This window comes from Levilactobacillus cerevisiae (assembly GCF_003946245.1).
GTDB classification, from domain to species: Bacteria; Bacillota; Bacilli; order Lactobacillales; family Lactobacillaceae; genus Levilactobacillus; species Levilactobacillus cerevisiae.
The window spans coordinates 86,418-103,914 of record NZ_RHNN01000011.1 but is presented as its reverse complement, the minus strand read 5'-3'; the positions used below and the strand labels follow the sequence as shown (position 1 = coordinate 103,914).

Sequence of the window (17,497 nt, the reverse complement as noted above, 5' to 3'; positions counted from 1 at the left end):
GGAGGTCTAAATCGGGAAAATACCGATTTAGACCTCCCTTTTTTCGTTGGAAATTTTGTTGATGAATAATCCAGGTTTATATATATTGCCCACAAGAACACCTCCTACTTCACAATTAAGCTAACGTCTAAAATTGATGAGCAAAATGCCTTACTTCTGTTTGACGAGCTGACGTCTTAAAGCCCTTGAGTATACGCTTATCCTTTGTTTTAAAATAATATGGAATCTCTCTTTTTCAAGCCTAGCGTTCAACAGCGGAGTCGAACTATAATGACGCCACTATCTCTTTTTTCGCCCTTTTTTCTGCAATGCATTATTTGTCATAAAACAAGGTAATGCAATTAGACAAATCAATAAAGCAATTTTTTTATTCAACATCGTTATGCTCCTTTTCTCTCATCAGATGGCCTGTTCCCAACATACCCAATATCAATCCAACAAATCCAACAAAACTCACTCCGCTTTGTTGATGATCGTCAGTCCGCGGCAATTGATTTTTTAAATTTTCCAGATTATAACCTTTCGTTCGCTTTACTTGTTGGCTATTTGCTGGACAATAATCTGAACTATTGAATGCCCGTAAAGCTTGAAATCTATTTTCCGTCATAAAGGTCTTCGAACTACTCTTTGATGAATCATTTTTTCCATGATTAGATTCCTTGCTGTTTTTAGCTCCAGACACCGTATTCAATCCTATTGAAATCAACTTTTGAAAACTATGCGACATTAACTCCCCCTTGTTGGAGATATAATCTTCAACTAGCCCTTGCCCATAACGGTACGTCAAATCAATCGTTCCATTAGGAAGTAATTCAGCCCAATAAATTGAACCATTACTGTCCTCAATGACCTGTTCTTCTCCAACGACTAAACTGATCGTTTTAGTTGAATATCCGTTGGGACTAAGCGTATGAATTAAGACCTGATTAGCGCTCGTCACTGTTAAACTAACCTTTGCGCCATTCGGATAATACACATTGAGATCCATTAACTTCTTATTTCCATTGACAACAGTGTTAACTTGAGTTTGGTCCTTGTACGATTTCCATGAATCAATTGGCGCAGCATAATAATAATCAACAAATATTTGAACATTCGTGAACACGCCTTGCGCATTCTTAGGCCATTTCGACTGATCAACCGTATAGCCGGATTCATAGGCAGGATTCTTTACATTAGTTGTATACGCCTCTCCCAAATTGCCCGTCAGTGCCACTGTCTTTTTCAGAACACCTTTGGATGAAAAATATCTTACAATAACCGGTGCGGCCTTAACAGTCGGCACTGACACAACTGGCGCCACATAAACCGTGCTAACCCCATTGCTAGCCTTAACTCCAGTATCAATCGGCACTTGTCCCGCAGCTGGACCAGTGATGTTTGCTGTTTGTGAGGCCGCATCATAGGTGAAGTTATCCGGGTTAGTTGCTGTGACATCTCCCAAAGTAGTAGTTTGATCCCTGCTCAATTTCGGTTGATTGTCTAATTGTACCGAGCTATCTCCATTCTTGATAACAACCAGGTTGCTAGGCGTCACGTCAGTTGGTGTCACTGCACTCGTGACTGGCGTAGCGTCTTTTGCTAAGTTAATTTTCGTCTTGGGCTTCATATCTTTTGATGAATCATTTGATTCTTGACTAATTTCAGAACCAGACGATACCGGCTTTTCAACAGACGGTGTTATCTTGGCAGTACTAATTTGTGTATTTTGTTTAGTTTGGCCACCGTTTGAACCATTACTGGTATCACTTATATTTGAGCTAGTTGTTGACGAACTAGCACTCGAAGAGGAACTACTTTGACTCGCTTGATTTCCCACAACCTCAGTCTGTTCCCCAGTCACGTCCGCATGCGCGTTGACCGGATTCATTTGGCTCAAGGACAAGGAAAATAGAGAAACCCCTAACAATCCCAAATACTGATAGTTTCTTTTACTAACGAATTTCAATCGCTTGGAAGACGCCTTTCTCTGCTGATGATGCATGTTGAATCTCCTCCGATTTTAAATCCTCAAAATTGCTCAGCTATCCATTCTAGCTAAAATGTGACAATCCCTACATTTATAAATTAATCTCAAATATTTCTAAAGTCAACATTAAGTTTCATTGTTATTTACACTGTAGATTTATTTGCTCAGTTAATAAATATAATTAGAGCCCTATAAACCCCTTGGCCATTGAATTTCCAGATTCAATTGCATGGTCTTTCACTAAGTTTCTGTGTGCTAAAGAATTATGGTATTTGCTTGGAAAAAGTGCGCTTTCACTTTGGAATCCAACAAAATCCATTTTGACTTTTACGTTCACCACACCTGGAAAACCAAGATCTTTAGACTTCAATGATTGACTATCAGACTAGAATTTTTCATCCGTTTCGTGGACAGCCATTAGCATTGGCTAAAAACGACAATCGCATCTCCATACAACAAAGGCCCAGCGTTGACTGGGACTTTACTGATTGCTATCTGATTTTAATGGTGTGGAACTGCTTACTGGTATTGCTCGGAGCGGTGCATGTTGCCATCCTTGCCAGCGGGACACTAGTCGCCATCGTTTACTTATTTTTTGACATTAGCGGTCATCACCTTTACCTCTATCCTGAAAAGAGCGTCCAAATAGATAGCAAATTCACCCACAGCATTGAACCAACAATTTGATAGCCTACCTCCCCCGAGACATGGCGATGCCCAATCCGAAAGGTCACAATCCAGTAAATCATAAAGAACATGATAAAAAATCCTAACATCGCATTGCTTGCTATAAACACGTCGGCAATGAAAACAATTGCAACACCAAACTTTTCCCACTCAGACAAACTTTTATAATGGAAATCCCCAATACCCTGACCGGCTGTTTCCCAGTTCCCAAACATCACAATGCCAAGCGATATGGTACACCAACCTAAGCATAAAGTTGCGTAGATCATACCCGTATTGTTTAAATGGAACCAACCAATTCTCCACTTATCTAAAATAATGATGGCGGCTACGTTGAAAAATAATGCTGTGATTGCAAGTTGCTTTCTTGTGACCCTGTTCATCCACCACTTCATCCAACCAATCCATTTCTATGCCTTTATTGTCTTCGCAAATAAACCATCTTGTTATCAAGCGGTACTTTTCCCAAAGTCGATTATTCTCAGAAAGCTCATACCACAGTTCCCATTAATCATTCCAATCAAGTCACCACTTAGTCGGAAGCACGTCCCTTCCCGCTAAATCCCAACGACCACAGCCACCACATTGAAATCGCTTCCAAAAACACCTCATTACCCCCAATTTCCAGTTGGTGTCCACCGCAACCTGGCGTACAATGGAACTAACCTGTTACACAAGGAGATCAGAGCACCCATGCTTGCCTTCATTTTAACCGCCATCGGTGTCTTCTTTGTTACCGACACCGACGACCTCATTGTTCTCCTACTGCTCTGGCTAGCAGCCGACAGCCCCCGCCAGCGCCGCAGCATCATCCTCGGCCAATACCTGGGGATCATCACCCTAATTCTTGTGGCCTGGCTGGTTAGCCGTGGCGTGCTCCACTACAATCTGGCGTCCTGGACGCGCTTCTTGGGCCTAGTTCCACTGACGTTGGGTAGCGTGGGTCTCTATCGCTGGTGGCGTCACCGCGGACAACCCGCGCTCTCACCAATTGTCAGCCATGTGGTGAGCCTGCCCCTGGTGTGGTCCCTGACGATCGGCAATGGTGGCGATAACCTCAGCATCTACATCCCCTACTTCACCCACCTCGACCGCCCCGAGTTCGCCGGCGTCCTGGTGATATTTCTGAGCATGATCGGCCTGTGGCTATTCGTGAGTCACCAGTTGGCCCGTTCAACGGCCGCCACTCACTTCTTCGCGCGCTTTGGTGCCTGGTTGTCGCCCCTCCTCTTCATTTGCGTGGGGCTCGCCATTCTCCTTTAAATAAAATCTTGACCCACAAATCCAGTCTTGTCCGCCGCCGTAATTGGCCGCAAGACCTGGCACGGATTCCCCGCCGCAATCACGCTGGCGGGGATATTGTGCGTGACCACACTGCCGGCGCCAATGATGGTATCCGCGCCAATGGTGACACCGGGACAGACAGAAACGTTCGCCGCCAACCAGCAGCGGTCGCCAATCGTGATTGGTTTGGCAATACAACCACCGAGTTGGCGTTCCGCCGCGGCGAACAGGTGATTGCTGGTGTAGAGGCCGACCTTGGGGCCGAAGAGCACGTCATCACCCACGGTTACCCGGGCGCCATCCAAGATGACACAGTCATAGTTGGCGTAGAAATTGTCGCCGACGTGAATGTTGGTGCCAAATTCACAGCGGAAGTTGGGTTCAATCTGGGGGTGCGCACCGGTACTGCCGACTAGTGCCTGGAACAAGTGACTGCGTTCCGCCATGGTGGGCGCAGCGTTCACGGCGTTGGTTCTGGCCGTCGAACGGTCACGCGCCGCCACCAGTAACGGATCACTGTCGTCATACGGTTGGCCAGTGGCCATATAGGTAAATTTTTCTGCTAAGTTCATGTTGTCACGTCCCTTCGTTACCTCTATCATACCTCGCCGACCGGTGTTTCACATGAAACATTTACAAAATGCTCACCCAGCTCACCCGCCAAGTACGTTATAATAAGGAAACTAAATGCGTTTTCATGGGAGGAAAACATGGACGATGAAGGTTCACCACTATTCACACTAGGCATTGGTCCGGATGGCGAGCCCTGGGTCAAGACCGCTGCCGCCGCTAACGCTATCAAGGATCCGGCTACATACAGCGCCGCTCTGAGCTTACTCATCAACGAGATGCGCGATCAGCTGGGGTTGACCAACGATCAGGCTTTTCAGGCGTTTATGGCGCTCACGCTCAAACCAACGGCCACAGCTAAAAGCAAGCCAACGGCACCCAAGCCGCCACTAGCCACGCGGGTGACGCTCTCCGGCAAGAATCTACGTTCCGGTCGGCGGGAGACCCACGACATTGCGCTAACCGATCTAGTGGACGTTGCCGCTAACGAAGACGTGGTCTACATCACCTTCCAGAACACCATGATGGGCATTATCATGAACGACGCCTACCAGGCCGCCAAGCTGGCGATGGGCAAACGCGACTTCAAGTATTTCCTAGACGAGGCCAACCTGACTTTCGCCCTTTACGCCTACCCGGCTGACGTGAAGGCCCTGCACACCATCTTCGCCTACGCCCGCCAGCATCAGCTATTCACCGAGTTAAATGCCGATGAGGTCGCTGCCGAGGATGTTCCGGATACCAAGGAAGCATTCGATCAGTTCATGCAAGACATGTTCGACCAGCTCCCAGAAGATGAGCATGACAATGGCGATAACGTGGTGCCGTTTCGGCCGAAAGATAACTAAGACAAAGAACGGGTGACCGTAGCTGGCCACCCGTTTCAACACTATAAATTCAGTACAACCAAAAAGTCGACGGCCACGCAAATTTCAGCGGGCCGTCGACTTTTGTATACACAGTTAGTTACTTATTTTCGTGACGGCACTTGCAGATCCGCCTACCCAACTTTACTCACCGCAAGACCCTAAATCACCATCATCAAAGCCTGGTACAACAGGTAACAGCCGTACAGCATGACGATGCCACCGGAGACAATGTTGACCCACATCAGGAATTTCTGTGGCAGGCGTTCCTTGAGCAAGCCCAGAATCAGCGTGATGCCAAAGAACCAGATGGCTGTGGCCGAGACCACGCCAGTGATAAACGGCGTCACTTCCGTATCGGTCAGGGAGCCGCGCATGGCCCCGAACATCAGGCTGGTGTCGATGATTGCCTGCGGGTTGGCCCACGTGACCACCCACGCGTTGACCAGTGATTTTTTCATGGGTAACGGCGTGCTTGAACTCTCTAGTTTGAAACTCGCCGCTGACCGCAAGATACCAAACCCAATCCAAATGACCAGTAAGCCACCCACGAACATAATAATCAGCTTAAACATTTCGTGGGAGCTGATAATCGCCCCCATGCCGAAGAAAGCCGCTAACGTCAGCGCTGTGTCGGCAAACCAGACCATCACGGTGACGGGCCAGGCGCGTTTCAAAGGCTGATTAATCGCGTTGTTGAAGACAAATAAATTTTGCATCCCAATCGAGGATACCAGGGCCAGGCTCAATAGGAGGCCCCGCAAATACATTGCTGACATGGTCACTCGCTTTCCCTCTAGGCCCACTCCGCTAGTCGCCCGAGATTTTTTTCAGTATCCGACTAGCATACCAAATATTTTATGAAAACGAAAGGAAAATTCGGGGAATCGCTGGCCTGGTCGGGGGTTGTGGCTACCGGTGAGCCTTAAGGCTGATAGCCGGATAATCCTGGGCTTGGATTATTTGGCTATCAGTTTTAAGCGGAGCCAGCTGCCTTTGGTCGCACGTTTCGACAATGTAGATGTAGAGAGACAACTCAAGTCTGGCGTTTTGTCTCAGACGCAACTAAAGAGGCATTTCACTTGATTCTAATCTAATTTTAATCTAAAATTCACGATAAGAGACTGCCGTGGTAAATCCCCCAGTCCCACTAAACCTAGAAAGAACGCGATTAATGTGAAGATTCTCGCAACGAACACCCCATTATTGCAGCTACTTTGCCAATTAAGATGGGAAGTCTCGCTTCATGCCAAAAATTTCACTCCACCAATTAACCTTCGGCTTCGATCCGAATGACCATGTGCTCTTTGATCACGTCGATTTAGACCTGGATACGCATTGGAAATTAGGATTGGTCGGCCGCAACGGTCGCGGTAAGACCACCCTGTTCAACCTCTTACTGGGCGCCTATCCTTACCAGGGCACGATTACCGGCAACCAGAACGTTAGCTATTTTCCCGCCACCGTGCCCGATCCGCAGCAGTCCGCAACGGCCGTGCTCCATCAAATTTCCCCGGTCGCTGACTGGCAACTGGAACGCGAATTACGCCAGCTCGACCTGGACCCCGCCCGCTTGAACCAGCCCTTCGCCACGTTGTCCGGCGGGGAACAGACCAAGGCACTGCTCGCCATTTTATTTGCCGATGAACAGGCCTACCCGCTGATTGATGAACCCACTAATCACTTGGATCTTCCCAGCCGCCAACGCGTCGCCGCCTACCTCAAAAGTAAGCGCCAGGGCTTCATCGTCGTCAGTCACGACCGCCATTTTCTCAATCAGGTGACCGACCACACGCTAGCCATCGAGCGTAAACAACTGAGCCTGACCCACGGCAACTTTGCCGTCTACGAGGACCAGAAACAGCGGCGCGACAACTTTGAAGAGGAGCGCGACGCCAAATTAAAAAAGGAAGCCGACCGTCTCCAGCACAGCGCTACCGACCGGTCCAATTGGGCCCAGATCACGGAAAGCCGTGCGCACGGCAATCCCCACCAGAAAAATAGCGGCCGCAACGCTGCCGGGAGTAGTACCCTCCCCGCTAAAATGATGAAACGCGCGCGTAACGTGGCACGCCGCCGAGACAGAGAGCTCGCGGCCACGGAAGGTTTACGCCAAAACATTGAACACGTACCGCCGCTAACCATGACGCCCATGTCCACGCACTATCAGCCACTCCTCCACGTCGCTGACTTTTCGTTGTGGTACGGAGATCGGCAACTCTTCTCGCCGGTGTCCTTCGACCTCGAAGCCGGCGACCGGGTGGCCCTCGTTGGCCCCAATGGCTGTGGCAAGTCGTCTCTCATCCGCAACCTGTTGGGAACGTTTACCGGCAACCGGACCGGAGTTGCCGACCTCAAGCCCCAGTTAACCCTCAGCGTGGCGCGCCAACTGACGGCTGACAATCGTGGCGCCCTGACGGCATTTGCCACCGCGCACCACCTTGACCGCAATGCCTTACTGAACACGCTCAAGAAGCTCGGCCTGCCCCGCGACGTTTTCGCAACGCCCATCGAGCAAATGAGTATGGGCCAGCAGAAAAAAGTTGAGTTGGCCCAGTCCCTCGCGACGCCTGCCAACCTGTTCATTTGGGATGAGCCACTGAATTATCTGGACGTCTTCAATCAGGAACAGCTGACGACCCTGCTGACCACCGCGCGCCCGACATTATTGTTCGTCGAGCACGATCAGCAGTTTATTGACGATGTGGCAACGAAGGTCGTGACCCTGACCCCGTTGCCGTAGAGCGCAGCTGGCTTGATTGCTGGCGCACAAAAGGTACAGCCGTTATCGTGATTGGTAGCGGCTGTACCTTTTTCGCGTGGTCAACTTTGCGGATGATTCAGTTCATGAGCAACGATTGAATTGACGGCACCTGAACGCCAGAAAGCACAGGTTATTTCGTCTGACGAGTACGTCTTAATCATCACAAGATTGGAATTAAAGAATTAGCGCTTATTCTCCTTCATAGCAATTTATTCCAAGTTTTACAAATTTACGGCAGTTAAAGTCCATGTAAGTAATACGCATATACTGTCGTTGCCACAGCTAAAATAATTGTAGAGCAGATCAATGACCAGATAAACCAATTAGCACCCAGTGTTCCAACAACAATACTAATTAATCCAAATATCAAAAGCAGTCTATCACCCAACAAGTTTACCTTACACCAAATTATTGGCGACTCATACGTCCATGGAAGCCGGATACCAATTAAATGGTTTCTCCTAACATATGGCATTGGTAAACCTAGGAAAAAAGGATCCCCATCCCAGCTGAATGTTGTGATAGATTTTCTTTTCCCAACGCGCTTGGAATAATTAATAACAACATGGCATACAATAAGAATACGACATTCAGATCAGTATACATCTTTTGGAAGCTTTTGAAGAAATGACGCCACACTCGCAGTGAGAGCAATAAAATGATTAATAAAATGGCAGTAAAGACTATCGTGAGATGCCATTCTGCTGTATATTTTGTCATGCCATATTTCCAGCCAATCACTTGGTTGAGCCAGACCAAAACCATCACAAACAGATTCGCTAAAACCAAATAAGGAGCCTTTACAGAAAAATTTCCAATTAACGTATCTGTCACCTCTAGCGTTCTACGACATAGTTTGTGGTCCAATCCTGACGTCCATTGATGAGTAAATAAAGTCCAGACGCTTCACAATCAAAGAAACAATTGGGTCATCTGAACCATGATAGCTGTGCGATGCTAGATTTTAGCGCATGACCATTAGTAATCTCCTTTTCTTATCGAAATAGTAGTACCTCTCTTAATTGAGCACAACTTAAATCATCTTGAAAGGTCGACGTATTAACAAATTAAAGCGGGGCATACTTTTCAATTGACCTTTATATAATTTGTAAAAGATACTTTCGATGATTCATGTTAAATCGAGAGAAGTATTTAATTTGCAATCGCGTTTCTTTCTAACGCTTCAATTACCATTACTAACGAAGATGGTTGGGCGGCACGATATCCATGACAAATCAAAGAGACCAAGCCCCGTCGAAAAACGGTTGCTTGGTCTCTTTGTTGTGCTATCGCGTTCACGATAGAATCAATTCTTCTCGTCCATTTCCAGTAAATTTTTGCGATGGATAATGGCTTCGATTAAGCGTTTACGCCTTTGATCCGTACTCTCTTTTTTTACAGCCTTTCTGAGTTTCCTAGAATAGCTGAAATTTAATGTTTGTAAAATTTTAGACAGATCTTGCGAATCTTTGGATTCTAGCATGTGATTAACATTAGGTGCTTTCAAAAGCTGTTGAACTGATTTTTGATATAAGCGAATCGAAATCAGTCTTAAAAGGACTACGCTACTAACCAATGATGCTAGCCAAACCCAAATCAGCAATAAGATTGCGACTGCAAACTCTACGGGTGTTTCATTCATTGATAAGTTCATATACCATTCTGCACCGATGATTGCTGTAGGCACGACTGCCATGCAACTAGCGATCATTCGAAATTTAAGATCATACAATTACAAACACTTACCTCTCTATTTTAAAATGTCGCTATAAATTCTAAAAAACCGCCTAATCCACTAAAAGCACCTTCAGCTGTGGGTGCTCAGCTCATGAGCGAAAAGCTTAACCAATTGAAAAGCTTGAAAGGTTAGGAGCCCGCTCCACAGCGTTTCCATCTAAATTGGGCAAACGGTAAACCAACACTAGCGATTACCTGAATCGTCTTTACCACACGCTACTAGGCCAATAGCCAATCCACGATATGGACAATCGGGATACCAGCAACTTCGCCCACATCCATGCGATTCGCCGTAATCAGCGTCTTGGCGTAGTTGTCGTCGAGTGCCTGCAGATTTCCAATTTCTCGGTTATCCTGAGTTGGCAATTGCATCGTCACCTGGTAGTACGCGACCTCATGGCCCCGCTTCGCCACGAAGTCAATCTCCCGTTCACCATCTTTGCCGACGTCGACGCGATACCCCCGCCGCAACAACTCCAAGTAGACAATGTTTTCAATCTGATGGCCAAAATTGTCACGATAGTTACGGTTCAGCGTGACGTTTCGCAACCCCGTATCGACTGCATAATATTTAGCTGTCGAGCGCAAATAAGCCTTTCCTCTGAGATCATAGCGCTTCGCCGGATAGAAAATAAACGCCGCACACAACAAATTCATGTACCGGAGCATGGAGGTCGCATTCGCCGTCCCCCAGCCCTCATTTTTCAAAGCACCAGCGATTTTGTTTCCCGAAATCGGGTTGCCAATTTCACTCAGCAGATAGGTCGCAACCTGGGTTAACAGGCCATCATTTCTAATTGCCGCTCGCTCGTTCACATCCCGCAACAGGATCGAACTGTAAATACCATCCAACACACTGCGTTTCACCTCGGTATCGGTCACCAACGCCACCGCGGGGAATCCTCCCTCCGTCACGTAATCATTGAAAGCCAAATCAAGCGGCTTGGTGCTCCCGGTGAATTGTAGAAACTCCTTGAAGGATAACGGGTAAATCGGGATTTCCACCATCCGCCCGGTCAGTAGCGTTGCCAACTCGCCGGAAAGCAAGGATGCGTTCGATCCGGAAACGTAAATGTCCGCGTCAAAGTCAACGCGAAAACTATTGATGGCGTCCTCCCAATCAGTAACCCGCTGTACCTCATCAAAGAACAGATACATTTTTCTGTCAGGAACTACCCGTGCCGTCACGTACTGGTACAAGGCTTCCTTGGTTAAGAGGTGCTGGTATTTCATGGATTCAAAATTAATAAAGATAATCTGATCGGCCGCAATCCCACTTTCTTGTAAGAAATCTCGGAACATCCGCAGCACAAAGGTCTTGCCGGACCGCCGAACACCCGTGATAACCTTGACGAATTCGGTATCTTGATACTGTTTTAACCGATCTAAATAAAGTTGCCGGACAACCATGTGTGCCACCCCGTTCATTGTTTTCTTCAAGTATACTTGAAGAAAACAGAATTTCAACGTTTTTATCAAGTATACTTGATAAAATCCTATTTTTCAGGATTTCATCAATCATGCTTAAAGAAATCTCCACCAGCAGTTCCCCCCCCCTCAGAAAGCCGGCGTTCCGCCCAGCGTTGCCCGCAAGACCGCCAGCACCTGTTCCTGCGCCGGGGTCAAGACGTGTGACGCCCGGTAAACGATGCTGGAGATGAATTCCGGTTGCGCGTCATCCACGAGCTGCAGGCGGACCACGTCGTCGCGGTGCTGGTCGACAATGTCCGTCAAGAAGGTCACGCCAACATTTTCCGCGACCAGGTTCATGATGACGTGGGTGTCGTTGGCCCGGAAGACCACATCGGGGCGAAAATGATTGCGTCGCGTCAACGTATTGAAGGCCGTATCGTGCACAAAGCTACTATTAAATAGCACAAACTTCTCGTGCCGCAATTCACTAAAGGTGATGCGCTTGCGCTGGGCCAACGGATGGTTCGCGGCCACGAAAATGGTGAATGGTTGGCGATCAAATTCCTCGGCGACTAGCGCCTGGTACGAGAGCGGTGCCGTTGATCCCAGGAGCGCCAAATCCACCTGGCCGTCCCGCAACGCCTTGCGCAACCAGACCGACCCGCCCTCCAGCGTCTGGATATTTTCCAACATCCCCCGTGCCTGCAGGTGGGCCGCCACCCGCGGAAAGTAGTAGTTTTCAATGATCGGTGGCAGTCCCAGCACCGTCTTGTCCTGTGTCAGGTGGGCGAGTTCTTGGTGGGCCAAGTCCAGCTCGCGGAGGACGGTGCGCGCGTGCACGGCGAGCTGTTCCCCACTAGGCGTGACCACCAGCGTGTTGTGCACGCGGTCACGCAGGACTAGCTTTGCCTGAAACGCGGCTTCCAGGCGCTGAATGGCCATGGTAATCGTCGGCTGGGTCACGCCGAAGTCTTGCGCCACTTGGGAAAAATTTTTCGTCTGAATTAAGCGAACGAAATAGTCTAGGTCTTTGGTGTTCATTTGTCAGTCCCCTTATCACGATATTTATATCTCCATTATAAATTATTTTTATATCAACCACCACATTTGACTATACCCCTGCCGGCCACTTATAGTGGAGATGTTAAGTTCAATCACGGCACCATTCAAGCCAACAACACTTACTGGAGGAATTCATTCATGAAAACTGCAGCTACTATTTTAAATAACCCCTTCCTAAACAAGGGGACCGCCTTCACGCAGGCCGAGCGCCAGTCACTGGGCCTGGTCGGTACCCTGCCCAGCCACGTCCAAACGCTGGCCGAACAGGCAACGCAGGCGTACGCCCAGTACCAAAGCAAGGCCAACAACCTGGAGAAACGGCTCTTCTTGATGACCCTGTTCAACGAGAACCGGACGCTGTTCTTCAAACTGATGGACGACCACGTGGTGGAGTTCATGCCAATCGTGTACGACCCCACCGTGGCCGACGCCATTGAGGCCTACAGCCACCTCTTCACCGACCCGCAAAACGCCGCCTTCATCTCCGTTGACGCGCCGGCGGACATTGAAGCCACGCTGGCCAACGCCGCCAATGGCCGCGACATTCGTTTGGTCGTGGTCACCGACGCCGAAGGGATTCTAGGCATGGGCGACTGGGGTGTCAACGGCGTCGATATCGCCGTGGGCAAGCTGATGGTGTACACGGCCGCCGCCGGGATCGACCCCGCGCAGGTCCTCCCCGTCAGCATTGACGCCGGTACCAACAATGAAAAATTGCTAAACGACCCCCTTTACCTGGGCAATCACCACAAGCGGCTGGCCGGTGACGACTACCTCGCCATCATTGACCAATTCGTGACCGCCGAACGCAAGCTGTTCCCCGAATCCCTGCTTCACTGGGAGGACTTCGGTCGGGGCAACGCGCAAGTCATCCTCGACAAGTACCAGGACCAATTTGCTACGTTCAACGATGACATCCAGGGAACGGGCATGGTCGTGCTCGCCGGCATCCTGGGGGCGCTCAACATTTCTCACGAGGACATCACCGATCAAAAATTCGTGACGTTCGGTGCTGGGACCGCTGGCATGGGCATCGCCAACCAAATTTTAGACGAGCTTAAGCGGGCCGGCCTGTCCGAAGAGGAGGCCCGGCAACACTTCTACGCCGTGGACCGTCAAGGCTTGTTGTTTAACGACACCCCCGATCTGACGGCGGCGCAAAAACCGTTCACCCGCGACCGGTCTGAATTTGCGAACGCGGCTGAGCTGACGACTCTGGCCGCCGTGGTCCGGACAATCCACCCGACCGTCCTGATTGGCACGTCCACGCAACCCGGTACGTTTACCGAGGCCATCGTCAAGGACATGGCTGCGCACACGCCGCGCCCCATCATTTTCCCGCTGTCCAACCCCACCAAGCTCGCCGAAGCAACTGCGGCCAATCTGATCAAATGGACGGACGGCCAGGCTTTGATTGCGACCGGGATCCCCGCCGGCGACGTGGTTTACCAGGGCACGACCTATCACATTGGCCAGGGCAACAACGCCCTGATGTACCCCGGCCTGGGCTTCGGCCTGATTGCCGCCACGGCGAAGGTCTTGAACGGCGAAACGCTGTCCGCGGCCTGCCACGCCCTGGGGGGACTCGTGGATACGTCCCAACCCGGCGCCGCAGTGCTCCCACCCGTTTCCCAATTGACGAGCTTTTCCCAGAAGTTAGCCGAAATCGTGGCCCAAAGCGTGCTGGATCAAGGTTTGAACAAGGAACCCATCAGTGACGCCAAGGCGGCCGTAGCTGCGATGAAGTGGGTGCCGGCATACCGCGAGATCGACTAGGGTCCCGCTGCCACAATGTAAGCTAAATGAAAACGTGCCAGTAGAAATTGAACGTCAATTTCTGCTGGCACGTTTTGGTTGTCGCAATTCCACTATAGTTGAATTTTTCCGGTTACCTGGAAAGGGGCGGGTGCCCGGCTTGAAAGCAACGTGTTCCTTGCCCTAGCTAAGCGGCCTTGACCACTGAAACTCAGACGGTGACCCAACTATAGCGTTTGAGAAACTTGTCGGATTGCTTCTGGGGCTCAACGGTCTCTGCCATTTCCTTGGCCTGGTGCAATTTGAAATTCACATCCAGGTTTAACAACAGTTCACTAGAAATCCCCATGACGGTCTCAATTCTTAAAGCTAAGACTTCGCTGATGAATCGCTTTCGTTTAAGAATGTCCGAAATATTTTTCTGACTAACGCCTAATCGCGCGGCCAAGTCGGTTTGCGTAATTTCATAAAATGCCATCGTCTCTTGAATTAAATCAGCGGCAGAACTGGTATGATACTGCCGAATACTATTTTCTCGATGTAGCATAGTCCTCAACTCCTTAATGATAGTCTTCAATCTGTAGAATTTGAACCGTGACGATTTCTGACTTTTCAACGGAAAGCTGATCACTTTTGTCGTAGCCCTCAAACACAATTCGAAAATTTTTACTGATATCAACAGCAAAATCACCTTCTAAATTACCATGTAATCGGTGACATCGCGGTGGTGGATCAGATGGAATCTGCTGTAAATTGCTCGCAGCATCAAACTCATCAAGCCGTGCTTGAATTCTTTTAGCTCGGTCACGGCCAAAATTTTTAACCAGTAGTCGAGGATCACTCAAAATCTTAGTAAGCTTGTGGTTCTCAGCAACATATTCCATTCTTTCACCTCTGGAAGCATTATACCATATCGGTATTAAGAAGCAACATCTTAGCTTCACAACATTTTTATTTACCTGTGAATTACTGATTACCTTGTTTTTGTAGATGAATAATTTGGAGTTCTGTTGCTCAAAATCAGCTTCGTTAACTCAACTCTATCCGGTATCGACCTGAAAACAACCATTTCGACCGTTATTTTAAATAGGTCGTTGCCTACTCAATATTCTTTAATGATTGCCTTTTTGTAGCCACTGATTGTACACTCCGCCACACTATGCTGACAGTACTGCTGATCTTGTCCAATAAGGTCCACTGTGCCGTCGCCCATGAAATCCGAAAGAATCGCCCCCGTCAACGCTTGTATTTTCACGGCGGAGGGTTACGCTTGAGGTAAAGGGGTGGCGGAACAATGGATTGTGAATCAGCCTTAAAGCTATTAGCAGAAAACGGCTTAGCCCACACGCCGGCGTCATTGGCGCGCCTGTTGGCAGACGGCCGAGTCAGCGGTACCGGCAGTTTGCAGCAACAGAATTTAACGGTCGATGAGGCTTCTTTGAAAGCGTACGTAGCCAAGTACCGCGAGTTCAAGGAAAACCCGGGATTGGCTTTGTTTCGGGGACCTTTGGGTTAGAAGCTGGGAATGATTGGTTTTTATTTGAGGTAGCAAAAGCGTCCAACAGATACGTCGGGCGCTTTTACTGTCAAATCACAATTTAATTTTCAGGAGATGTCAATCAATCAATTAAAAGTGTGCAACCTATTGCTTAGTTAGTAGTGGTACTTGAAGTTACACCCCAATTGGATAAAATATCATCATAGTCAGAAACAGATTGCCTAGAAACCCACCCATCCAGTTTATAATTGTCTGTAGACACTAAGTGATAATAGATGTCCTTTTCACGATTTCGCATTACCGCGGCAGTAATCTTAAACTTAGCAAGGTGTGGAATCGTCGTTGAATTCATTGCCGTCATTTTCCCCAATGTCTTAGTCGGGTATTTTGTGTATGGCGGAACATTCCAGAGAACACCTGCAGTTTCAATACCTACGCTCCCCGCAAGGTCAGTTGGAATCGTAGCCGTCACACTAGTAGTAGCTTTTTTTACGCCACCAGCGAACTTACCAATCGACTTACCACCATATACATACCCACGATACTTGCCATTCATCGTAACAACCCGGTAGTAAACCGAGCCTGTATTTGTAACCTTATAGCCATAAGCGTAAAGATAATACGCAGATCCTCTGTACTTAACTGCCGAATTGCTATTAACGTTGGCTAAATCAGTTTTAGTGAATGTGCCAAAATTTTTCATCTTCGCCTTCGAAGCAACTAACTTTGCACCTTTGATTGTGCCTGGCTTTGTGTACATTGCATACTTACCATTTGTCGTTAACGTCGCTGATTTCTTTTTTAACGCCGTGTAAGACGTCTTAATTGTTGCTGCGGATGCCGTAACTTGAATGGCAGTCGTTAACGAGAACAACCCGGCTACTGCAAGTCCTGTTAATGCTAACTTCTTTATAAGAGATTTCATAGTCGTTCACTCCTTTCACCTATTATAACGTAATGCATATTACGCTGATGTTAATTTTCAAGGATAGTTGTGTATTACAACCTTTTCCCCTATAAACGAGCTGCCCGTCTTGAGTCCATACTGGTTTTGAATCCACTAATTAAACGTTGCCCACCTTTTGTGAATCCAACAGTTAACGAACTATCCATTTTTGTGTACCAGTCAAATTCATGTTTACTCTTGTTTAAGAGCAATTTTTATCGATCAATGAACAATAAGCGGATAATTAATAGTTAAATCATGGTGAACTATTTAATTATTAATAGCAAGACATTTCAGACGGTTATCCGTCCCAACTCTGTTACACTGAATCTCGTAGAGAAGTTAATGGCGACCGGCAAATCTAATTGTAAGGGACTGGAGCTTATGACATACAGTCCCAACATCGTTGTATCACCAATTTTATCTTGTGGAAACGTGTGTCAGAAGACAGTTGGTTCCGCTTAACAGGGATAACCAAACAATCCAAGCCCAGGATTATTCGGCTATCCCGTTAATGATCGCCAACTAACCGCCTTCTGACGCACTCTTACTTCACCATACCAAACGAAAGGAGGATGCCTTGTCTTGGATAGCTGTCACGTTACTTAACCTAGTCATTTTTAGCGTAGTTTTAATATCGCTCTGCACATTACTGGTGCACCGATTGACGAAACTCGTTCTGGCTAGCGCTAAGTTACAAAAGACGTGGCGCAGATTTACCCACCCGGACAAATAAAAATCGTCCTCTAAACTTTGACGAGTTAGGACGATTTTTGTTCGTTTTATAAACTGTCGATCGGAACCCGCGATTTCTACACCTTGGGCGAAGGCGCTACAACACCTTCGCTTTTGTTGCGTTCAGTATACCATGTGGCCTGCCCAATCCCCCACAACTTCAACTTGAATTTTCTCCCCAACTTCTAGCATCCCTTCATTTTCCGCTTCC

At 48.2% G+C, this 17,497-nt stretch carries 18 protein-coding genes; 5 read left to right on the top strand and 13 right to left on the bottom strand.

The features are described from left to right. Window positions 1-367: 367 nt before the first annotated feature. From EKM99_RS07195 to EKM99_RS07185, 3 genes are all read right to left on the bottom strand, one after another. Entirely contained in the window at window positions 368-1,984 is a 1,617-nt protein-coding gene (locus EKM99_RS07195; RefSeq protein WP_125582319.1) for a MucBP domain-containing protein, read from the bottom strand. A gap of 166 nt (window positions 1,985-2,150) precedes the next feature. Then, window positions 2,151-2,339, bottom strand: coding sequence for a hypothetical protein (locus EKM99_RS07190; RefSeq protein WP_125582317.1), 189 nt, complete (start codon window positions 2,337-2,339; stop codon window positions 2,151-2,153). 253 nt (window positions 2,340-2,592) lie between these two features. Continuing rightward, window positions 2,593-3,051, bottom strand: coding sequence for a hypothetical protein (locus EKM99_RS07185; protein WP_125582315.1), 459 nt, complete (start codon window positions 3,049-3,051; stop codon window positions 2,593-2,595). Between the two features lie 190 nt (window positions 3,052-3,241). Between EKM99_RS07185 and EKM99_RS07180 the strand changes: the two genes are divergently transcribed. Then, on the top strand, window positions 3,242-3,919 hold the full coding sequence (locus tag EKM99_RS07180) for a cadmium resistance transporter (RefSeq protein ID WP_225419814.1): 678 nt from the start codon (window positions 3,242-3,244) through the stop codon (window positions 3,917-3,919). Here EKM99_RS07180 and EKM99_RS07175 read toward each other — a convergent pair. Then, the gene (locus EKM99_RS07175; RefSeq protein WP_125582313.1) at window positions 3,916-4,512 is read right to left on the bottom strand and encodes a sugar O-acetyltransferase; all 597 of its coding nucleotides are present in this window, start codon (window positions 4,510-4,512) and stop codon (window positions 3,916-3,918) included. The genes EKM99_RS07180 and EKM99_RS07175 overlap by 4 nt on opposite strands. 138 nt (window positions 4,513-4,650) lie before the next feature. On the opposite strand from EKM99_RS07175, the gene EKM99_RS07170 reads away from it, so the two are divergent. Then, complete coding sequence (locus tag EKM99_RS07170) at window positions 4,651-5,358, top strand: hypothetical protein (RefSeq protein WP_125582311.1); 708 nt, start codon at window positions 4,651-4,653, stop codon at window positions 5,356-5,358. Between the two features lie 179 nt (window positions 5,359-5,537). On the opposite strand, the gene EKM99_RS07165 is transcribed toward EKM99_RS07170, so the two are convergent. Then, a complete protein-coding gene (locus tag EKM99_RS07165) occupies window positions 5,538-6,155 on the bottom strand; it encodes a LysE/ArgO family amino acid transporter (protein ID WP_125582309.1) in 618 nt (205 codons plus the stop codon). A 467-nt stretch (window positions 6,156-6,622) separates the two neighbouring features. On the opposite strand from EKM99_RS07165, the gene abc-f reads away from it, so the two are divergent. Continuing rightward, window positions 6,623-8,119 (top strand): ribosomal protection-like ABC-F family protein, encoded by a 1,497-nt coding sequence (abc-f, locus tag EKM99_RS07160; protein ID WP_125582307.1) that lies wholly within the window; start codon window positions 6,623-6,625, stop codon window positions 8,117-8,119. Window positions 8,120-8,378: 259 nt separating this feature from the next. Here abc-f and EKM99_RS16160 read toward each other — a convergent pair whose 3' ends face one another. The 5 genes from EKM99_RS16160 to EKM99_RS07135 form a co-directional block, all read right to left on the bottom strand. Next, window positions 8,379-8,615 carry an SdpI family protein gene (locus EKM99_RS16160; protein WP_125582305.1) on the bottom strand — a complete coding sequence of 79 codons (237 nt, stop codon included), beginning with the start codon at window positions 8,613-8,615 and terminating at the stop codon, window positions 8,379-8,381. A gap of 8 nt (window positions 8,616-8,623) precedes the next feature. Beyond that, window positions 8,624-8,974 carry a hypothetical protein gene (locus EKM99_RS07150; RefSeq protein WP_125582302.1) on the bottom strand — a complete coding sequence of 117 codons (351 nt, stop codon included), beginning with the start codon at window positions 8,972-8,974 and terminating at the stop codon, window positions 8,624-8,626. A gap of 472 nt (window positions 8,975-9,446) precedes the next feature. Beyond that, a complete protein-coding gene (locus EKM99_RS07145; RefSeq protein WP_125582300.1) occupies window positions 9,447-9,836 on the bottom strand; it encodes a GCR1 C-terminal domain-containing protein in 390 nt (129 codons plus the stop codon). A gap of 260 nt (window positions 9,837-10,096) precedes the next feature. Next, window positions 10,097-11,317, bottom strand: coding sequence for an ATP-binding protein (locus tag EKM99_RS07140; protein ID WP_225419813.1), 1,221 nt, complete (start codon window positions 11,315-11,317; stop codon window positions 10,097-10,099). A 117-nt stretch (window positions 11,318-11,434) separates the two neighbouring features. Continuing rightward, window positions 11,435-12,331 carry a LysR family transcriptional regulator gene (locus EKM99_RS07135; protein WP_125582298.1) on the bottom strand — a complete coding sequence of 299 codons (897 nt, stop codon included), beginning with the start codon at window positions 12,329-12,331 and terminating at the stop codon, window positions 11,435-11,437. A 159-nt stretch (window positions 12,332-12,490) separates the two neighbouring features. Here EKM99_RS07135 and EKM99_RS07130 point away from each other — a divergent pair, with 159 nt between their 5' ends. Further along, window positions 12,491-14,128, top strand: coding sequence for a malolactic enzyme (locus EKM99_RS07130; RefSeq protein WP_125582296.1), 1,638 nt, complete (start codon window positions 12,491-12,493; stop codon window positions 14,126-14,128). Window positions 14,129-14,318: 190 nt separating this feature from the next. On the opposite strand, the gene EKM99_RS07125 is transcribed toward EKM99_RS07130, so the two are convergent. Beyond that, window positions 14,319-14,654: a HigA family addiction module antitoxin gene (locus EKM99_RS07125; protein ID WP_125582294.1), complete on the bottom strand. Its 336-nt coding sequence runs from the start codon at window positions 14,652-14,654 to the stop codon at window positions 14,319-14,321. 13 nt (window positions 14,655-14,667) lie between these two features. Then, entirely contained in the window at window positions 14,668-14,991 is a 324-nt protein-coding gene (locus EKM99_RS07120; RefSeq protein WP_125582292.1) for a type II toxin-antitoxin system RelE/ParE family toxin, read from the bottom strand. Window positions 14,992-15,401: 410 nt separating this feature from the next. Between EKM99_RS07120 and EKM99_RS07115 the strand changes: the two genes are divergently transcribed. Beyond that, window positions 15,402-15,623, top strand: coding sequence for a hypothetical protein (locus EKM99_RS07115; protein ID WP_125582290.1), 222 nt, complete (start codon window positions 15,402-15,404; stop codon window positions 15,621-15,623). A 133-nt stretch (window positions 15,624-15,756) separates the two neighbouring features. On the opposite strand, the gene EKM99_RS07110 is transcribed toward EKM99_RS07115, so the two are convergent. Next, window positions 15,757-16,530: a hypothetical protein gene (locus tag EKM99_RS07110; protein ID WP_125582288.1), complete on the bottom strand. Its 774-nt coding sequence runs from the start codon at window positions 16,528-16,530 to the stop codon at window positions 15,757-15,759. Between the last annotated feature and the right edge of the window lie 967 nt (window positions 16,531-17,497).